Genomic DNA, 16,247 nt, shown 5'->3' with positions numbered 1-16,247 from the left:
CTTTAACACCACCGGGAGAGCTTTTATGACGCAAAATAAAGTGAATACTCAAAATCCGCTGCGTAATCGCGAAGACGTACAACATCTGTTGAATGACCTGCTCTCGGCCGTCTCGCCTTATACCGAAAAAGGCAAAAGTGGTATCGACCTCGGAGAGTCCACCACCCATTACGGTAAAGAGATTGCCAAAATGGAAGCGCTGTCCCGCATGTTGTGGGGGATTTTTCCGCTGGTGGCCGGGGGTGGCGAATGCGCCGATCTGCCCTTCTATCTGGATGCGATCCGTTTCGGCACCGACCCGCAACATCCGCAGTGTTGGGGCACCCTGCGCGATTTCGATCAGCGCTGCGTGGAAATGGCTGCGTTTGGCGTCGGGCTGGCGCTGCTGGATAAACGTCTGTTGCAGCATTTTACGGCGCAGGAACAGCAACATCTGGCCGACTGGCTGAATCAGGGACGTGACGCAGTCATTCCCAACAACAACTGGAATTTCTTTCCGATCATGGTGCAGATGGGCTTTAAACAGGCCGGTCTGCCGTGGAGCCAGGACGCGGTGGCCGCCCGTTTTGAGCTGATGGAAGCCTATTATCTCGGCGATGGCTGGTACTCCGACGGCCCCGGACGTCCGCGCGATTACTACATCTCAATGGCGTTCCACTATTACGGCCTGCTGTACGCTCAAAACATGGCGGATGTGGATCCTTCGCGCGCGGCCTTACTGCGCCAGCGCGCCGGGGTATTTGCGCAGGATTTCATCACTCTTTTCTCCGCCGACGGTGCCGCTGTGCCGTTTGGCCGCAGCCTGACCTACCGCTTTGCCGAAGCCGCTTTCTGGAGCGCCGCAGCGTACAGCAAACTGGATGTGTTTACGCCGGGCATCGTCAAAGGCGTGATCCTGCGCCATCTGCGTCACTGGCTGAAACAGCCCATTTTCGACCGCGACGGCCTGCTCAGCATCGGGTATCACACACCCAATCTGGTGATGGCCGAAGACTACAACGCGCCGGGCTCGCCTTACTGGGCGTGCAAAATTTTTCTGATCCTGGCGTTGCCGCAGGATGATGCGTTCTGGCTGGCGGATGAAGCGCCACTGCCGGTACTGCCGCGCACGCACTGTATTCCTCACGCCAGTCAGATCCTGATGCGCGACGCGCAAGGTCAGCACGTTGTGATGCTCACGTCCGGCCAGCTGGAGCTGAATAACTTCGTCAACACCGAAGCCAAATACACCAAATTCGCCTATTCCAGCCAGTTTGGTTTCACGCTGGATCGCGGACGCTACGGGCTGAATCACGCCGGTTGTGACTCCATGCTGATGCTGGCCGAAGGCGACGGATATTTTCGCGGACGCCGGGACTGCGCTGAAACCCGCATCACCGAGGATGCGATTTATTCGCGCTGGCTGCCCTGGCACGACGTGGAAGTGCGCACCTGGCTTATCCCGTGTGGTGACTGGCATTTGCGCATTCATCATCTGAAAAACCAGCGTCCGCTGGACACCGCCGAGGGCGGATTTGCGGTGATTCAGGATCCGGCGACCCGGTCACAAATCACCCCCAATCAGCACGCAATGGCGGTGACGGCATGCAACGGCATCAGCCGGATAGTCAGCCTGAACGGCGGGAGCGAGCGCGAGGCCACGACGGTCGTGACTCCGCCGAACAGCAGCATTATGTTCGCCGAAACGGCGGTGATCCCCGTGCTTAAAGCCAGTTACCCCGCCGGTTCGCACTGGCTCATCAGCGCGGTCTGCGCCGGCACCGGCAGCGACACCGGCGACCTTGCAGCACCGGAAATCATCCGCGAGGGCAACCAGTTGCACTGGCAGTATCAGGGACGCAGCGGGCAGATTTCTCTGGCCTGAATTTCACAGTAAATCCCGGCAGTTCACGCTTGAGGAGTCACCATGAAAGCCATAAAAACAGCCAGTAAATCGGCTTACTATAAAATGAGTAGCTTTATATTCCTGTACTTCTTCACCTGGTCTTCCAGCTTCGGGCTTTACGCCCTGTGGCTGGGGCAAAAGGCCGGGCTGGACAGTATGAGCATCGGTACCGTTTTCGCCATTAACGGCGTTTTTGCGGTGGTGATGAAGCCGGTTTATGGCTACATCATGGACAAGATCGGCATGAGCAAATCCCTGCTCTATTTTGTCGTGCTGGTGTCGGCGCTGATGGCTCCCTTCTTCATCTTCGTGTACCAGCCGCTGCTGGAAAGCCACATGATGATCGGCATTATTGTCGGCGCGCTGTACCTCAGCCTCGGCTGGTATGCCGGTGTCGCTGCGTCAGAATCTTATGCCGATCGCTTCAGCCGCCTGTATCACATGGAGTTCGGGCAGGTCCGTATGTGGGGCTCGCTCGGCTGGGCGCTGGCCGCCTCGTTCTCCGGCCTGTTGTTTAATCTGTCTCCTGCCTGGAATTTCGGCCTGAGCAGTGCCACGTCGCTGGTCATGCTGTGCGTTTTACTTTCACTGAAAATTGGCAATGAAGAGCTGAAAAACAACGACGTGATCGCGCAGCAAAAAATCGTGTTCAGCGATGTGATCCTGTTGCTGAAAAACCGCAAATTCTGGATGTTTTCGCTCTATGTGGCCGGTGTCGCCTGGATGATGTTTGTCGCCGAGCAGCAGTTCTCGCGCTATTTCGTCACCTTTTTTACCACCAAAGAGCAAGGCAACGCCTGGTATGGCTACCTGAGCACCGTGCAGTCCGGGTTCGAATTCCTGATGATGATGGTGATCCCGTTCCTGGTGAATTATTTCGGTGCCAAGAAAAGCCTGCTGTTGGTCGGCGTAGTGGTGGGGATCCGCCTGATAGCCTCCGGGCTGACTCACGATCCGCTGCTGATCTCCATCATCAAGCCGTTCTACGGGCTGGAAATCTCATTGCTGCTGATTTCGGTCTTCAAATATATCGCCGAGCATTTCAGCAAACGCGTTAACGCCACCATGTATCTGCTGGGTTATCAGGCCATGATTTACGTCGGTTCGATCGTTATCGCCCCGCCGGCTGGCTATCTCTATGAACGCATCGGCTTCGAACACACCTATCTGATCATGGGCAGTATTGCGCTGTTCTTTACGCTGGTTTCAGCCTTTACGTTATCCGCCTGTCAGAGCATCCGGTCAGGTACCCCCTCCACCGATAAACCGCTGGAAACCCCGGCAGAACTGACCCCGGCGAAACGCTGAGTGAATGAATTAATTGAAAAAGGGAGAAGATATGACGATGAATATCGCGAAAGAGAATTTATTGCCGGTTGAACTGAATCAGTTAGACAGGATTGCGTTTGCAGAAAAAATGCAGCGGGCGCGCCAGACGGTGCTGAGCAAAATTTCCCGCAACGTGGAAAAGTTTGGCGATAAGTTTCCGGCAGAAACCTGTCAGAACGGGCATTACCCGCTGACTGAAAATGTGGAATGGACCACCAGCTTCTGGACCGGCCAGCTGTGGCTGGCGTGGGAAATGACCGGTGACGATCGCTACCGTCATGCGGCAGAGAAACAGGTCACCTCATTTGGCAATCGCATCGTTAACCGCATTGATACCGCCACGCACGATCTTGGTTTTCTTTACAGCCTGTCCTGCGTCAGTGCCTGGAAACTGACCGGCAACCGCCAGGCCCGCGGCATCGCGCTGCTGGCCGCCGAAGCCCTGATGGAGCGTTTTAATTCGAAAGCGAAAATCATTCAGGCCTGGGGCGATTTGCAGGATCCGGAACAGGCCGGACGCATGATCATCGACTGCAATATGAATCTGCCGCTGCTTTACTGGGCCAGTGAGCAAACCGGTGAGCCGCGCTTTGCACAGGCTGCGCGCGCCCATGCAGAGCAGGCCGCGAAATACATTGTTCGCCCCGATGCCTCGACCTATCACACATTTTATATGGACACGCAGACCGGTGAGCCGCGGTTTGGAAACACCCATCAGGGCTATGCCGACGATTCATGTTGGTCGCGCGGCCAGGCATGGGGGATTTACGGCTTCCTGCTGAGTTACCACTACACCGGAGACGAGGATCAGGTCGAGCTTTCCCGGCGTCTGGCACATTATTTTCTCAACCGTCTGCCACAGGATGATGTCTGCCACTGGGATCTGGCGCTGCTGGGGACCACGGAACCCCGCGACAGTTCGGCGGCAGCGATTGCCGTGTGCGGTCTGCTGAGCCTGGTTAACACCCTGCCCGCCACCGATGACAAGCGCGCCTGTTATGAGGAAATGGCGCTGCGCATAATGGACTCTCTGACCGACCATTATCTTGTCCGTGAAGAGGAAGACTGTGACGGCTTGCTTAAACATTCGGTTTACCACATGGCGAGTGGTAAAGGGGTGGATGAGTGTTGCAGCTGGGGCGACTATTTTTACGTTGAGGCCCTGGTACGCCTGACTCAGTGCTGGCAATCCTATTGGTAACTTTTATGGACGCGGTACTCTGTATCGCGTCCCGTTAACTTGCCGTTTACAATGCGTGAATTGTTTTGAAGCATTTTGCGGCTCTTGATGTGAATGCTAAGTATTTCCTGTCGTTATAATTACGCCATCATCAATAAGTTTTACTGCTATGTCCTTACATCCGCTCAGAATAGTCCTAATTTCACGATCCCTTTGTTCAGTCACAAAGTAAACGCTGACATAAACCAAATTAATATAATCTCGTAACTCTCTTTAAACGCTAAAAAAAACTTTGAATATGCGGTTTTTTCATGCGAGAAATAGGGTCAGCACGTTCTTCGTGCTTTTAAGATTCATCTGTTTTAATCCAATCATTATGCCGAACAAGGACGTCCTGTGAGGACTCACTATGCAAACGATAATCTTGGATCCCTGCCGTTTTACCCGCATTGGATTGCAGCAATTTCTCGCCGAGGAACAGGACATCAGTTATGTCAGCCACTTTGATCAGTTACACCAGAGTTGCCGCAAACTGAAGCCGTCCGTGGTGTTTATTAATGAAGATTGCATGCAATCCAATGCGGACAGTAAATCCCGCCTGCGAGCGCTGATTACTGAATATGCCGACACGTTATTTTTTATTTTTATGTCCAGCACACGTATTCATTTTGAAGAGTACGTTTTCGTTCGCAAGAACGTGATTATCACCTCGAAATCCATTAAGGCTGAAACCCTGAAACAACTGCTGAATCACCCGCGACTGCCGCAGGCGAAAAACCCGGCCAGCAGCGGCCTGCTGGACATCCGCCCCGTGATGCTCAGCAGGTCTGAATCGGCCATGCTGAGAATGTGGATGTCAGGCGACGGCACAAATGAAATGTCGGATAAGCTGAAAATTAAGACCAAAACAGTGTCGTCATATAAAGGAAATATTAAGCGGAAAATAAAATCACCGAACAAACACATTATTTATCATGTTGTGCGTTTATGTGATCAGCTTACTGACGGTATTTATGTCAGCTAATTCTCTTTAATGACGGACTATTTCTACAGGCTATGTCATTGCATAGCCTGTAGAAGGCTACACAAACTTCTGAAATGAGATCCGCGTCGCAAATATAAACTCAATCTCCTCTCTGGATTGCCGATGTCCTTATATGGCGTGTTTTCGCCACGGCAGGACTTGCCCGCAGGCAGACCCTACATCGCTGTCACTCACCGACCCTCAATTGCCGGTGAACAGGATTAACAGAGCGGAATAAAATGGATACTCCTTTAAACATCAATACCCGAACCTCTTTTATCAGCAATATTCGACTCATCACCTTGATCAGCCAGATTCTGGTGGGGATCCTGTTCCTGTTTGCCATTTCGATTGGCACATCCAGCTTTTTCCTGAAACAAAGTAATGCGGCACTTTCGAATGCCACGCAGGAATTGCAAATACGCCTGGCGCTGTCGAACAGCTCCAACCACCTGCGCACTGCCCGCCTGTTATTGATTCAGGCCGCAGCGGCAGCCCGCGTTGGCGATCAGGACGTCTTTAATAAGAATCTCAGCGATGCCGCCACCCGCCTTAAACAGTCGCAGACGGCTTTTGATACTTACATCAACCGCCCCGGTAAAAATGCCACCGATCTGGCGCTCGATGAGCCGCTGAAAAAATCCTACAACGCCTACATGACGCAGGGCATGCTGCCGATGATGGATTCTGCGAAGCAGGCGCATTTTGAGGAAGTGATTTCTCAGGAAGCCGAAACAGTGCGCGAACTGGATCAGGCTAACAACACACCTTTGCTGGCAGCAATCGCCTATCGCACCGAAACAGCCAATAAAATCAACGATAAAGCGCAGCGAAATGCCACGCTCGGTTATGGCCTGATGGGCGGCGCATTCCTGCTGGCGCTGGTGCTGACGTTCATCACTTATCTGGTGATGCGTAAAGTGATCATCAATCCGCTGAACCGTCTGGTGGTGCGCATTCAGAAAATCGCCGAAGGCGATCTGACTCAGCCGGCACAAAATAATGGCCGCAACGAAATCGGCGTGCTGAGCAGCAATGTCGACCACATGCAGCATTCACTGGCCAGCACCGTGCTGACCGTGCGCGAAGGCGCAGTGTCCATTTATCAGGGTTCAACGGAAATTGCTTCCGGCAATACCGACCTCTCCTCACGCACCGAGCAACAGGCTGCAGCGCTGGAAGAAACCGCCGCCAGTATGGAACAGCTCACCGCGACGGTGAAACAGAACTCTGAAAACGCCCATCACGCCAGCAAACTGGCAGCGGCTGCCTCGAATAAAGCGCAGAAAGGCGGAGAAATCGTCGCCAACGTCGTCAGCACAATGGAAAATATTTCGCGCAGCTCGACCAAAATTGCTGAAATCACCAACGTGATCAACAGCATCGCCTTCCAGACCAATATTCTGGCGCTGAATGCCGCCGTAGAAGCCGCCCGCGCGGGTGAACAAGGCCGTGGATTTGCCGTGGTCGCCAGCGAAGTGCGTAATCTTGCCCAACGCAGCGCACAGGCGGCAAAAGAGATCGAATCACTGATTGAAGAATCGGTGGACTACGTGGGTGAAGGCAGCATTCTGGTGGGCGATGCAGGGACGACGATGTCTGAGATCGTCACCGCCGTCAGCCATGTGACTGACATCATGGGGGAAATCGCCTCCGCCTCCGATGAACAGAGTCGCGGCATCAGCCAGGTCAGCCAGGCTGTCTCTCAGATGGACGGCGTAACTCAGCAGAACGCCTCGCTGGTGCAGGAAGCCTCAGCCGCTGCCGCCTCTCTGGAAGAACAGGCCGCGCGCCTCACCCAGGCGGTTGCCGTCTTCAAAATTGACGGTACACATCGCCCTGCAGGGCGTACTCAGCCCGCCGCACGCGCCCTGCCGGGTTCATCGCCGCGTTCAGGCAAAACCACGGGCACAGAGCCGAACTGGGAAACGTTCTAAATTCTGACCGTACCCGCGTATAAAACAAAAACACCGGCAGCGATGGCTCCGGTGTTTTTTATTGATTCATGTTACCTGCGATATTTTACTCTTCGCTGTCCCGTGGCACGACGAAGGTTCCGTCTTTGGTATCGCCTTCATTGAAGAACCAGATCCCCGCCGGATAATCTTCCAGCGCAACCAGATACATAACGCCTTCGTAAAACTCTTCTACAGCAAGCACTTTCCCTTCACGACGCGGCCCGCCATCGGTTTTTACTGTGACAAGATCATTAACTTTCATCAGGTTACCCCATAGTGTTCAATTGTATTCATTGTAGTACAGACTGGCAGAGAAAGGCACGGGACAAGGTGAATGCAGGGCAAAAACCCTAAGATAACGCGGGGGGATTAATTTTCAATTTCTTAACATTTCAGCGCCAGAATCCTGACAGATATTTCTTTTATACTGCCTGCGTGCTCACCCCCGAGGGAGTACGTAATGAATGTCATAAGAAATATTTTTGCCCGCCACTATGCGGGCTTTTTTTTGTCTTTTTGCCAGATACCGCCGTTAAACAACAGGCGCTCGCAAAATGACAAAGGGGTATTTCACAAACGACAGACGTAAAAAAACCCGCGCATGCGGGTTTTTGTCATCTGTACGTTTATCGCTGTAACAGCGGTAAAGTAAGATTAGATAGCGGTAACGTTAGCCGCAGACGGACCTTTAGCACCGTTCTCGATAGTGAACTGTACGTTCTGGCCTTCAGCCAGGGTCTTGAAACCTTGATCCTGGATAGCGGAGAAGTGTACGAACACATCTTTGCTGCCGTCAGCAGGAGTGATGAAGCCAAAGCCTTTAGACTCGTTAAACCACTTAACCTGACCTTTCATCATTGACATAAGAATTACCTTTTAAAAATAAATTTCGCCACCATGGGCATGTTATAGCCGGATTTCAGTCGTTACTTATGGAGGCACTAAGAAGGAAATTCGTCAGAGCAGGGTTATCATGGATAACGCTTTAAATTGGAACAACTTTACTCAGGATGTCGTGCATAAATAGGTCTGTACCACAGGCCGAGACGTATTTACTCATGACTGCCATTTAATAGCAACTCTTTTTAACGCAATGTCAGGGGAAACCCCAAAAATAGTCTTTTTATGAACCAGTCAGTACAATCATTGAACAATTATAGGTCTATTTATCAACAGCTTGTGATCTCTGCGCTTCCAGAACCGCACCGCAATGTGCACAAAATTTTGCATCAGATTCATGTCCAGAATGCAGACAATTCTGACAAGAACGTGCCGCCCGCCCCTTTTCCAGCTCTTGTGACATATAAGCAGTCAGAATTCCGGTTGGCACCGCAATGATTGAATAGCCTAAAAGAATCAGCACCGATGCCAGCATTCTGCCGAGCGCGGTATGCGGAGTGATATCGCCGTACCCGACGGTTGTCAGCGTCACAACGGCCCAATACACCGATGCGCCAAGCGACGTAAATCCATCCTTGCCCTCTTCCACCGCAAACATCAGTCCGCCGAAAAGACACAGGATGATGGCCACGAAGCCAAAGAAGATGCTCAGCTTGCGGCGCGCGCGCATCAGGCTGCGCCACAACATCCCGGCATCATTCATATAGCGCAGGAGTTTTAGCACGCGCAGGACGCGCAATACGCGAAGCAATCGCACCACCACCACCAGATCGGCAGATCCGGCCAGCGACGGCATCATCCAGACGATATACATCGGCAACACGGTGCACAGATCGATAATGCCGAAGAAACTGACCGGATAATGCATTTTGCGCGGCGAGCACACGATGCGCAGCACGTACTCCACGCTGAACAGCGCCGTGAATCCGAGTTCGATTAAACCGAAGCGCCAGAGAACATTCGGCGTATTGGGAAACAGATCGGTCGCGCTGGATTCGAAAAACAGCACCACCACGCTCAGTAAGGACGCGGTGATCCAAAAGATTTCCATCCGGTGACCGCTGCGGGTTCGGTGCTCAAACAAAAGCGCAAAACATCTGCGTCGCGTTGCCGCGAAAAAGCGATAATCCTGAGTCATAACAAGCGCCAGCCATCAAACATACGCGAAGAATATCCCCTTATCGCCTGTACGCCTACCGTCTGGCTCACCCTTGCGACCAAAAAAAACGCCGCTCACTGAGGTGACCGGCGTTTATTAGCTGACAGTTTTCGTGTATTGCCAGGAAGCAGCGTACCGCTATTCCATCAGTTCAGAAACGGCATTACGGACGTAAGCGGTGATTTGCGCGACGTCTTCAGCGTTCGCACTGCCACCGCCGATAGAGCGCACCGTGTTTTCCAGATGGCCAATATCCTGCTCAACTTTCTTCGCAATCTGCACTTTTACAATCGTATCGACGGAAGAGATAAAGGCACGCATCACGGCTTTAAGCGCAAAGATCTCGCCGAAAGAATCGTATGCCGGTTTCTCAGCCGCCGCTGAACTTGGCTCTGCAGCCCGTGGAGGCAGGCTTTTCAGTCTGTCCACATGTTCAATCATCAGGTCCATATCTCTGATGAGTTCATCAAAACTCTTAGCCACTGTTTTTCCTTCGCCCGGCGAAAGGCAGCAGGATACCACTGCCGTCACAAGCCGAGAAGCCACCGTAAGAAGGAAAGCGTAAATTTCGTCACAATGCGCCTGCCGGTGTGAATTTCTTCACTCTCCGGCAGACGCATCAGGTCGCTATTTAACCGAAATCAGCGGGTTACGCGTTTTTCAGTGAAGCCATATCGACAACAAAGCGGTATTTCACGTCGCTTTTCAGCATACGATCGTAAGCACCGTTGATGTCCTGCATGTCGATCATCTCGACGTCAGAGGTAATGTCGTGTTCAGCACAGAAATCCAGCATTTCCTGAGTTTCTGCGATCCCGCCGATCAGGGAACCTGCAACGGTTTTACGCCCCATCACCAGTTTGCCGCTGTGCAGCGCCGGGTCGATAGGTTCGATCAGGCCGACCAGGATGTGGGTACCATCGCGTTTCAGGGTATCCAGGTACGGGTTCAGATCGTGCTGGTTTGGCACAGTATCGAGAATGAAGTCGAAGTGGCTTTTCACCGCCGCCATTTGCTCTTCATCCGTCGACAGCACCACGTGATCGGCGCCTAAACGGTAAGCTTCCTGCTCTTTGCCTTTAGAACGAGTGAACAGCGTAACGTCTGCGCCCAATGCTTTGGCAAATTTCAGGCCCATATGGCCCAAACCGCCCAGGCCAACAACCGCGACTTTATGGCCTTTACCGACTTTCCAGTGTTTCAGCGGAGAGAAGGTGGTGATACCGGCGCACAGCAGCGGCGCAGCAGATTTGATGTCCAGTTTTTCAGAAACGCGCAGCACGAATTTCTCTGCCACCACGATTTGTTCGGAATAACCGCCGTAGGTCATCATGTTGTCATGACGATCGTAGCTGTTATAGGTCATGGTCGCGCCTTCTTCACAGTACTGTTCCAGGCTCTCCGCGCAGGATTCACAGTGCTGACAAGAATCGACCATACAACCCACACCGACAGTATCACCGACTTTGAAGCCGCTGACTTTCGCGCCGACTTGTTTCACACGGCCAATAATTTCGTGTCCCGGAACCATCGGATAGATGCTCTGGTGCCATTCATTGCGCGCCTGGTGGATATCGGAGTGGCACACGCCGCAATACAGAATGTCGATCACAACGTCGGTATCACGCGGGTCACGGCGAACAAAATTATGAGGCGCAAGAGGCGCATCCGCTGAAAGGGCAGCGAAACCACGAACGTTAAGAGTCATTTATTTCTCCTGAAGGGCTAACGGAATACATGCGCACGGCAAAAGGCAGTGCACCAGGAAAGTATGACGCGTTAAGGAGACAAACAAATATAACGATCCTCGCCATTACTTGCCTGAATCTGTTTTTTTCAGGAGTTTTAAATCAGGGTAATCCGATAGCCAGACAGTGACGCCGCACAACGCAGCGTCACTTTTGAGAAGGAATGCAGAAAGGTTTAGATAAGACCGGCGTCTTTGAGTTCGCTTTTCAGATAAGCGTAATAGATAGGTGCGGCGACCACGCCCGGTATACCAAATGCGGCTTCAAACACCACCATCGCCAGCAAAACTTCCCAGGATTTGGCCTTGATGCGGTTACCTACAATGCGCGCATTCAGGAAGTATTCCACCTTGTGAATGATGATCAGATACCCCAGCACCAGCGCCCCCACCCACAAGGACAGCGACAAACCTACAATGAAAATCAGGGTGTTTGAAATCAGATTCCCCACCACCGGCAGCAGGCCGCACACGAAAGTCAGCGCAACCAGCGTTTTTGCCAGCGGCAGGTGAATGCCAAACAGCGGCAAAATACCAAACAGGAAAATGCCCGAGAGCACCGTGTTGATCAGTGAAATCTGGAACTGCGCAAACACCACATTACGAAAAGCAGCACTGAGCAGGCTCACGCGATCCAGCAATTCCTGTTTCAGCGGAGCATGGTGCTCGCCACGGGTATGGCGTTGGAGAGAGATAATCGCCCCGAGGATCATACCAATCAGCATGGTGACAAAAACGTGCGCGGCGTTTTTACCGAACGTCTGGATCATGACAATGTGCTCACGCAGCCATTGCAGGAAAGTACGCTGTAACTCTTCGATATTGGCCGGAAGATAGTGCAACAGCACCGGCGACAAACGGCTTTGCGCGTCTGTCAGCAATCGTGACACCATGGCGTTAAACGCCACCGGGTTTTTCATGTCCTCCATCAGGAAGTCTGCGATAGCCGCGACAAACAGAATCAGGCAACTCACCACCACGGTGCTGATAAAAGCCACCACCACCCAGCGCGCACGTTCGCCGCTGAGGATTTTCTGAAAATGCGGTGTCAGCGCATTGACCAGTTCGTACACCACAAAACCGGCGATAAAGCACGCCAGTAAATGAAGAGGAAGAATCAACAACAACCCGCCCATCACAATCAACAAACTGAGCCAGCGAATGTGATTCGATCTCATAATTTGCATTGCCTGCATCCTTAAAAAACGTGTCCCGGGCCTGGCCCTCAATGTTGCCTCTATCATAGCATCTAACCCTGTAACGCCATGATGTGTGTTCAGAAACAGTTAAGAAAATTTTGACACGACAGCGAGGTCTTCTATCATCCCCCTCAGAACAATCGTTAAAGTTATTCTGAAATAAAGGTGAACAGGATGTCTGAATTAATTCGTGAGAAACTTTCCCTGCCTGAAGGGCATGACCGTCTTTTATTGCACTCCTGCTGTGCGCCCTGTTCGGGAGAAGTGATGGAGGCTATTCAGGCGTCCGGCATCGACTACACGATATTCTTCTACAATCCGAATATTCATCCGCAGAAAGAATATTTGCTGCGCAAAGAAGAAAATATACGTTTTGCCGAACAACACGGCATCCCGTTAATTGACGCCGATTACGACACCGATAATTGGTTTGAACGCGCCAGAGGAATGGAAAATGAACCTGAGCGTGGGATCCGCTGCACCATGTGTTTCGATATGCGTTTTGAACGCACGGCACTCTATGCCTGGGAACATGGTTTCAGTGCTATTTCCAGTTCACTGGGCATTTCGCGCTGGAAAGATATGCAGCAAATTAATGGCTGCGGCGATCGCGCTGCCGCGCCTTATCCCGGCATGGTCTACTGGGACTACAACTGGCGTAAGAAAGGCGGCGCAGCGCGCATGGTGGAGATCAGCAAACGCGAACGCTTTTATCAGCAGGAATATTGCGGTTGCGTCTATTCGCTGCGCGACAGTAATTTGCACCGTAAATCTCAGGGCCGTGATCTGATCAAACTTGGGGTGAAATATTACGGGGATGAGGACGACGAATAATCTGCCACACCGCGTATTGATACGCCTTTATCATTAATCCCGGCTCTGTGCCGGGTTAATTATGCTGATCATTCCCGCTGACAACCTTCTGATCCCCTGCGTATAAAGCTTCTGCCAGTTCACTATTTTGTTCGATAACAAAGTTTCAAACAGCCAGACTCATTTCCTATGATGGCCGCCGGTTTGCATCTTGCGTTCCGTTAAATCGCTTGTTACTTTCCGCCTCTCAGTTTTATTTATGCGTAATCGCTATAAGAAATAACCCACGGTTATTTCGTGTGTATTGCGCAGGCAGACTGGCACGTAAAACAAAAAACACAACATCGTATTTATCATTACAGGGGAAGTTATATGTGGGTGCTAATAGGTATTCCGATCGTCGTGCTGGGTTTTGCACTGCGGTTTAATCCGTTACTGGTCGTTACCATCGCCGGGATCTCTACCGGACTGGCCGGCGGCATGCAAACCGTGGAAATCATCAGCGCTTTCGGAAAGGCGTTTACCGATAACCGCTATATGGGCCTTATCTGGCTGACCTTGCCGGTGATTGCGCTGCTTGAGCGTAACGGGCTGAAAGAGCAGGCGAAACACCTGATTTCCAAAATTCATGTGGCGACCACCGGCCGCATCCTGATGCTCTATTTCTTCCTGCGCCAGATGACGGCAGCGCTGGGGCTGAACTCGCTGGGCGGACACGCGCAGATGGTTCGTCCGCTGATCGCACCGATGGCCGAAGCCGCCGCCACCACCAAATACGGTGATTTACCTAACGACGTGCGTCAGAAAATCCGTGCCCATTCTGCTGCGGCAGATAACGTGGCGGTCTTTTTCGGCGAGGACATTTTTATCGCCGTGCAATCGATTCTGCTGATCAAAGGTTTTCTGGATCAGTACGGAATCGACGTCGAGCCCCTGCACCTGTCTGTCTGGGCGATCCCGACCGCGATTGCCGCACTGATTATTCACTTTATCCGTTTGTGGCTGCTTGACCGCTCGCTGGCTAAACGTTTTGACGGCCACCACGGGAGCACCGCGAAATGATCAACCTACAGTCAGTTTATATTCTCGCGGGCCTGATGTTCTGCGCCTTCGCGCTCTTCAATCTGCGCGACAAAAGTAATGCACGTCGCTATGTGAATGCGCTGTTCTGGGGCGTTTACGGCGTCACTTTTCTGTTTGGCGGCGAGTTGCCGCATTTTGTCACCGGCTGTCTGGCGATTCTGCTGGCGGTGATTGCCGGCAGCGGCAAACTGGGTAAAGGCAAAACGGATAACGACCAGCCTGAACGCGTGGAACAGCGTGAAGCCGGTGCCCGACGTTTTGGCAGCAAACTGTTTATTCCTGCCCTGCTGATCCCGATTGTGACGCTGATCGGCACCCTGACGCTGAAATACACTCCGCTGGTGGAAGCCAAAAACGTCACGTTGATTTCTCTGGTGATCGGCACGCTGGTGGCTTTTGTCGCCGCGCTGGTGATGTTGCGCGATTCGCCACTCAAGGCCATAAAAGCCGGCGGGCAGACGATGGACACCGTGGGCTGGGCGGCTATTTTGCCGCAGATGCTGGCGGCGCTGGGCGCGTTGTTTGCGATGGCAGGCGTCGGCGGCGTGGTGGCAGACCTGGTGAAAAATATTATCCCTCTGGGTTCACCGCTGGCGATTGTGGTGGCCTACACCTTCGGGATGGCACTGTTTACCATGATCATGGGCAACGGTTTTGCCGCGTTCCCGGTGATGACGGCGGGCATCGGCCTGCCGCTTATCGTCAATCAGCTTGGCGGCAACCCGGCCATCATGGGCGCCATCGGTATGCTGTGTGGTTTCTGCGGAACACTGATGACGCCGATGGCGGCAAACTTCAACATCGTTCCGGCCGCCTTGCTTGAATTGCAGGATAAAAATGGCGTGATCAAGGCACAGTGGAAAACCGGCGTGCTGCTGTTGCTGGTCAACACCGCCTTTATGTATTTCTTTGTGTTCCGCTTCTGATAAGGAAAGACGATGACCACAACGCAGATGACGCCAGCGATGGCGTCCCGTTTTGCCTCACTTGCGCTCAATCATTTAACGCGTGAGTTTCCCAATAAACTGATGCACGCGATGAGCAGCGCGCAGGACGCCCGCACCCCGCGCCAGCTTCACCCGATTTTTTATGGCAGCTACGACTGGCACTCCTGCGTTCACGGCTACTGGCTGTTGCTGCGCTTGCTGAACACTTATCCTGAACTGCCGGAAGCGGAGAAAATCATAACCGTGGTCGGGCAGCATTTCACCGCGGAAAACGTGGCGGGCGAAATGGCTTATCTGCAACAGCCACAACATGCCGGTTTTGAACGTCCTTATGGCTGGGCATGGTTTCTGGCGCTGACGCAGCAGTTGCAGGAAATGGCGTTGCCACAGGCCGCTGAATGGGCAAAAAATCTGGCGCCGATGGCCCGCTTTTTCGAAGAGAGTTTTACGGCGTTTCTGCCGAAAGCGACCTATCCGCTGCGCGTCGGCAGCCATTTCAATACGGCCTTCGCGCTGGCTCTGACGCTGGACTATGCCCGAAGCGTTAAGCATGGCCCGCTGTGCGCGTTAATTGAAGAAACGGCGCGGCGCTGGCATCAGGATGATGTGCATTGTCAGGCATGGGAACCGGGTGGTGATGAATTTTTGTCGCCATCGCTGATGGAAGCGGAGCTAATGCGCCGCGTACTGCCGGGGGAGGAATTTATTCTCTGGTTCGACCGTTTTCTGCCGGAACTGGCGCAACGTCAGCCCGCCACGCTGTTCACGCCCGCCACGGTCACGGATCGCAGTGACGGCAAGATCGGGCATCTGGACGGTCTGAACCTCAGCCGCGCCTGGTGCCAGCGAACTTTGGCGTCGGCGTTACCGGCAGGCGACGCGCGCGCAGCCCTTTTACGCCACACGGCGGAAGAGCATTTGCACAGCGCACTGGATAATCTCGACAGCGATTACATGGGCGAACACTGGCTGGCTACCTTTGCCCTGCTGGCGCTGGAAGCCTGAACGGCCTTTACATCCCGC

General features: G+C 52.9%; 15 protein-coding genes. 9 read left to right on the top strand and 6 right to left on the bottom strand.

What is annotated here, in order from left to right; all coding sequences use genetic code 11:
- Positions 1–25 precede the first annotated feature (25 nt).
- From ABSH60_RS19140 to ABSH60_RS19120, 5 genes are all read left to right on the top strand, one after another.
- Entirely contained in the window at positions 26–1,864 is a 1,839-nt protein-coding gene (locus ABSH60_RS19140; protein ID WP_390975308.1) for a DUF2264 domain-containing protein, read from the top strand.
- 42 nt (positions 1,865–1,906) lie between these two features.
- A complete protein-coding gene (locus ABSH60_RS19135) occupies positions 1,907–3,193 on the top strand; it encodes an oligosaccharide MFS transporter (RefSeq protein WP_217204105.1) in 1,287 nt (428 codons plus the stop codon).
- Between the two features lie 31 nt (positions 3,194–3,224).
- Positions 3,225–4,415, top strand: coding sequence for a glycoside hydrolase family 88 protein (locus ABSH60_RS19130; RefSeq protein WP_217204104.1), 1,191 nt, complete (start codon positions 3,225–3,227; stop codon positions 4,413–4,415).
- 388 nt (positions 4,416–4,803) lie between these two features.
- Positions 4,804–5,418 carry a transcriptional regulator RcsA gene (gene rcsA / locus ABSH60_RS19125; RefSeq protein ID WP_183846810.1) on the top strand — a complete coding sequence of 205 codons (615 nt, stop codon included), beginning with the start codon at positions 4,804–4,806 and terminating at the stop codon, positions 5,416–5,418.
- 239 nt (positions 5,419–5,657) lie between these two features.
- Positions 5,658–7,355 carry a methyl-accepting chemotaxis protein gene (locus tag ABSH60_RS19120; protein ID WP_390975305.1) on the top strand — a complete coding sequence of 566 codons (1,698 nt, stop codon included), beginning with the start codon at positions 5,658–5,660 and terminating at the stop codon, positions 7,353–7,355.
- Positions 7,356–7,440: 85 nt separating this feature from the next.
- Here ABSH60_RS19120 and dsrB read toward each other — a convergent pair whose 3' ends face one another.
- The 6 genes from dsrB to ABSH60_RS19090 form a co-directional block, all read right to left on the bottom strand.
- The gene (gene dsrB / locus ABSH60_RS19115; RefSeq protein WP_056780486.1) at positions 7,441–7,638 is read right to left on the bottom strand and encodes a protein DsrB; all 198 of its coding nucleotides are present in this window, start codon (positions 7,636–7,638) and stop codon (positions 7,441–7,443) included.
- A gap of 392 nt (positions 7,639–8,030) precedes the next feature.
- Entirely contained in the window at positions 8,031–8,240 is a 210-nt protein-coding gene (gene cspE, locus ABSH60_RS19110) for a transcription antiterminator/RNA stability regulator CspE (protein WP_013575246.1), read from the bottom strand.
- 298 nt (positions 8,241–8,538) lie between these two features.
- A complete protein-coding gene (locus ABSH60_RS19105; RefSeq protein ID WP_390975302.1) occupies positions 8,539–9,327 on the bottom strand; it encodes an ion transporter in 789 nt (262 codons plus the stop codon).
- Between the two features lie 246 nt (positions 9,328–9,573).
- Positions 9,574–9,918, bottom strand: coding sequence for a hypothetical protein (locus ABSH60_RS19100; protein WP_056780492.1), 345 nt, complete (start codon positions 9,916–9,918; stop codon positions 9,574–9,576).
- Between the two features lie 166 nt (positions 9,919–10,084).
- Positions 10,085–11,143 (bottom strand): alcohol dehydrogenase catalytic domain-containing protein, encoded by a 1,059-nt coding sequence (locus ABSH60_RS19095; RefSeq protein ID WP_390975300.1) that lies wholly within the window; start codon positions 11,141–11,143, stop codon positions 10,085–10,087.
- Positions 11,144–11,358: 215 nt separating this feature from the next.
- Positions 11,359–12,369, bottom strand: coding sequence for an AI-2E family transporter (locus ABSH60_RS19090; protein ID WP_056780501.1), 1,011 nt, complete (start codon positions 12,367–12,369; stop codon positions 11,359–11,361).
- A gap of 186 nt (positions 12,370–12,555) precedes the next feature.
- Here ABSH60_RS19090 and ABSH60_RS19085 point away from each other — a divergent pair, with 186 nt between their 5' ends.
- The 4 genes from ABSH60_RS19085 (at position 12,556) to ABSH60_RS19070 (ending at position 16,229) form a co-directional block, all read left to right on the top strand.
- Positions 12,556–13,215 carry an epoxyqueuosine reductase QueH gene (locus tag ABSH60_RS19085; RefSeq protein WP_056780504.1) on the top strand — a complete coding sequence of 220 codons (660 nt, stop codon included), beginning with the start codon at positions 12,556–12,558 and terminating at the stop codon, positions 13,213–13,215.
- Positions 13,216–13,566: 351 nt separating this feature from the next.
- Positions 13,567–14,256, top strand: a complete 690-nt coding sequence (locus ABSH60_RS19080; RefSeq protein ID WP_056780508.1) for a DUF969 domain-containing protein — start codon at positions 13,567–13,569, stop codon at positions 14,254–14,256.
- On the top strand, positions 14,256–15,203 hold the full coding sequence (locus ABSH60_RS19075; RefSeq protein WP_390975824.1) for a 5-oxoproline transporter, DUF979 family subunit: 948 nt from the start codon (positions 14,256–14,258) through the stop codon (positions 15,201–15,203). The genes ABSH60_RS19080 and ABSH60_RS19075 overlap by 1 nt, the downstream gene beginning before the upstream one ends.
- Positions 15,204–15,215: 12 nt before the next feature.
- Positions 15,216–16,229, top strand: a complete 1,014-nt coding sequence (locus ABSH60_RS19070) for a DUF2891 family protein (RefSeq protein ID WP_390975297.1) — start codon at positions 15,216–15,218, stop codon at positions 16,227–16,229.
- Positions 16,230–16,247: the final 18 nt, after the last annotated feature.

The organism is Rahnella sp. R3(2024) (genome assembly GCF_042920125.1).
Classification (GTDB): Bacteria; Pseudomonadota; Gammaproteobacteria; order Enterobacterales; family Enterobacteriaceae; genus Rahnella; species Rahnella rivi.
This window is presented reverse-complemented; position numbering and strand designations above follow the sequence as displayed.

Coding starts and splice junctions, on each gene's coding strand:
- ABSH60_RS19090 (WP_056780501.1), bottom strand. CDS start 12,369: ATGCAAATTATGAGATCGAATCACATTCGCTGGCTCAGTTTGTTGATT.
- cspE (WP_013575246.1), bottom strand. CDS start 8,240: ATGTCAATGATGAAAGGTCAGGTTAAGTGGTTTAACGAGTCTAAAGGC.
- dsrB (WP_056780486.1), bottom strand. CDS start 7,638: ATGAAAGTTAATGATCTTGTCACAGTAAAAACCGATGGCGGGCCGCGT.
- ABSH60_RS19140 (WP_390975308.1), top strand. CDS start 26: ATGACGCAAAATAAAGTGAATACTCAAAATCCGCTGCGTAATCGCGAA.
- ABSH60_RS19120 (WP_390975305.1), top strand. CDS start 5,658: ATGGATACTCCTTTAAACATCAATACCCGAACCTCTTTTATCAGCAAT.
- ABSH60_RS19105 (WP_390975302.1), bottom strand. CDS start 9,327: ATGGAAATCTTTTGGATCACCGCGTCCTTACTGAGCGTGGTGGTGCTG.
- ABSH60_RS19135 (WP_217204105.1), top strand. CDS start 1,907: ATGAAAGCCATAAAAACAGCCAGTAAATCGGCTTACTATAAAATGAGT.
- ABSH60_RS19130 (WP_217204104.1), top strand. CDS start 3,225: ATGACGATGAATATCGCGAAAGAGAATTTATTGCCGGTTGAACTGAAT.
- rcsA (WP_183846810.1), top strand. CDS start 4,804: ATGCAAACGATAATCTTGGATCCCTGCCGTTTTACCCGCATTGGATTG.
- ABSH60_RS19085 (WP_056780504.1), top strand. CDS start 12,556: ATGTCTGAATTAATTCGTGAGAAACTTTCCCTGCCTGAAGGGCATGAC.
- ABSH60_RS19070 (WP_390975297.1), top strand. CDS start 15,216: ATGACCACAACGCAGATGACGCCAGCGATGGCGTCCCGTTTTGCCTCA.
- ABSH60_RS19080 (WP_056780508.1), top strand. CDS start 13,567: ATGTGGGTGCTAATAGGTATTCCGATCGTCGTGCTGGGTTTTGCACTG.
- ABSH60_RS19095 (WP_390975300.1), bottom strand. CDS start 11,143: ATGACTCTTAACGTTCGTGGTTTCGCTGCCCTTTCAGCGGATGCGCCT.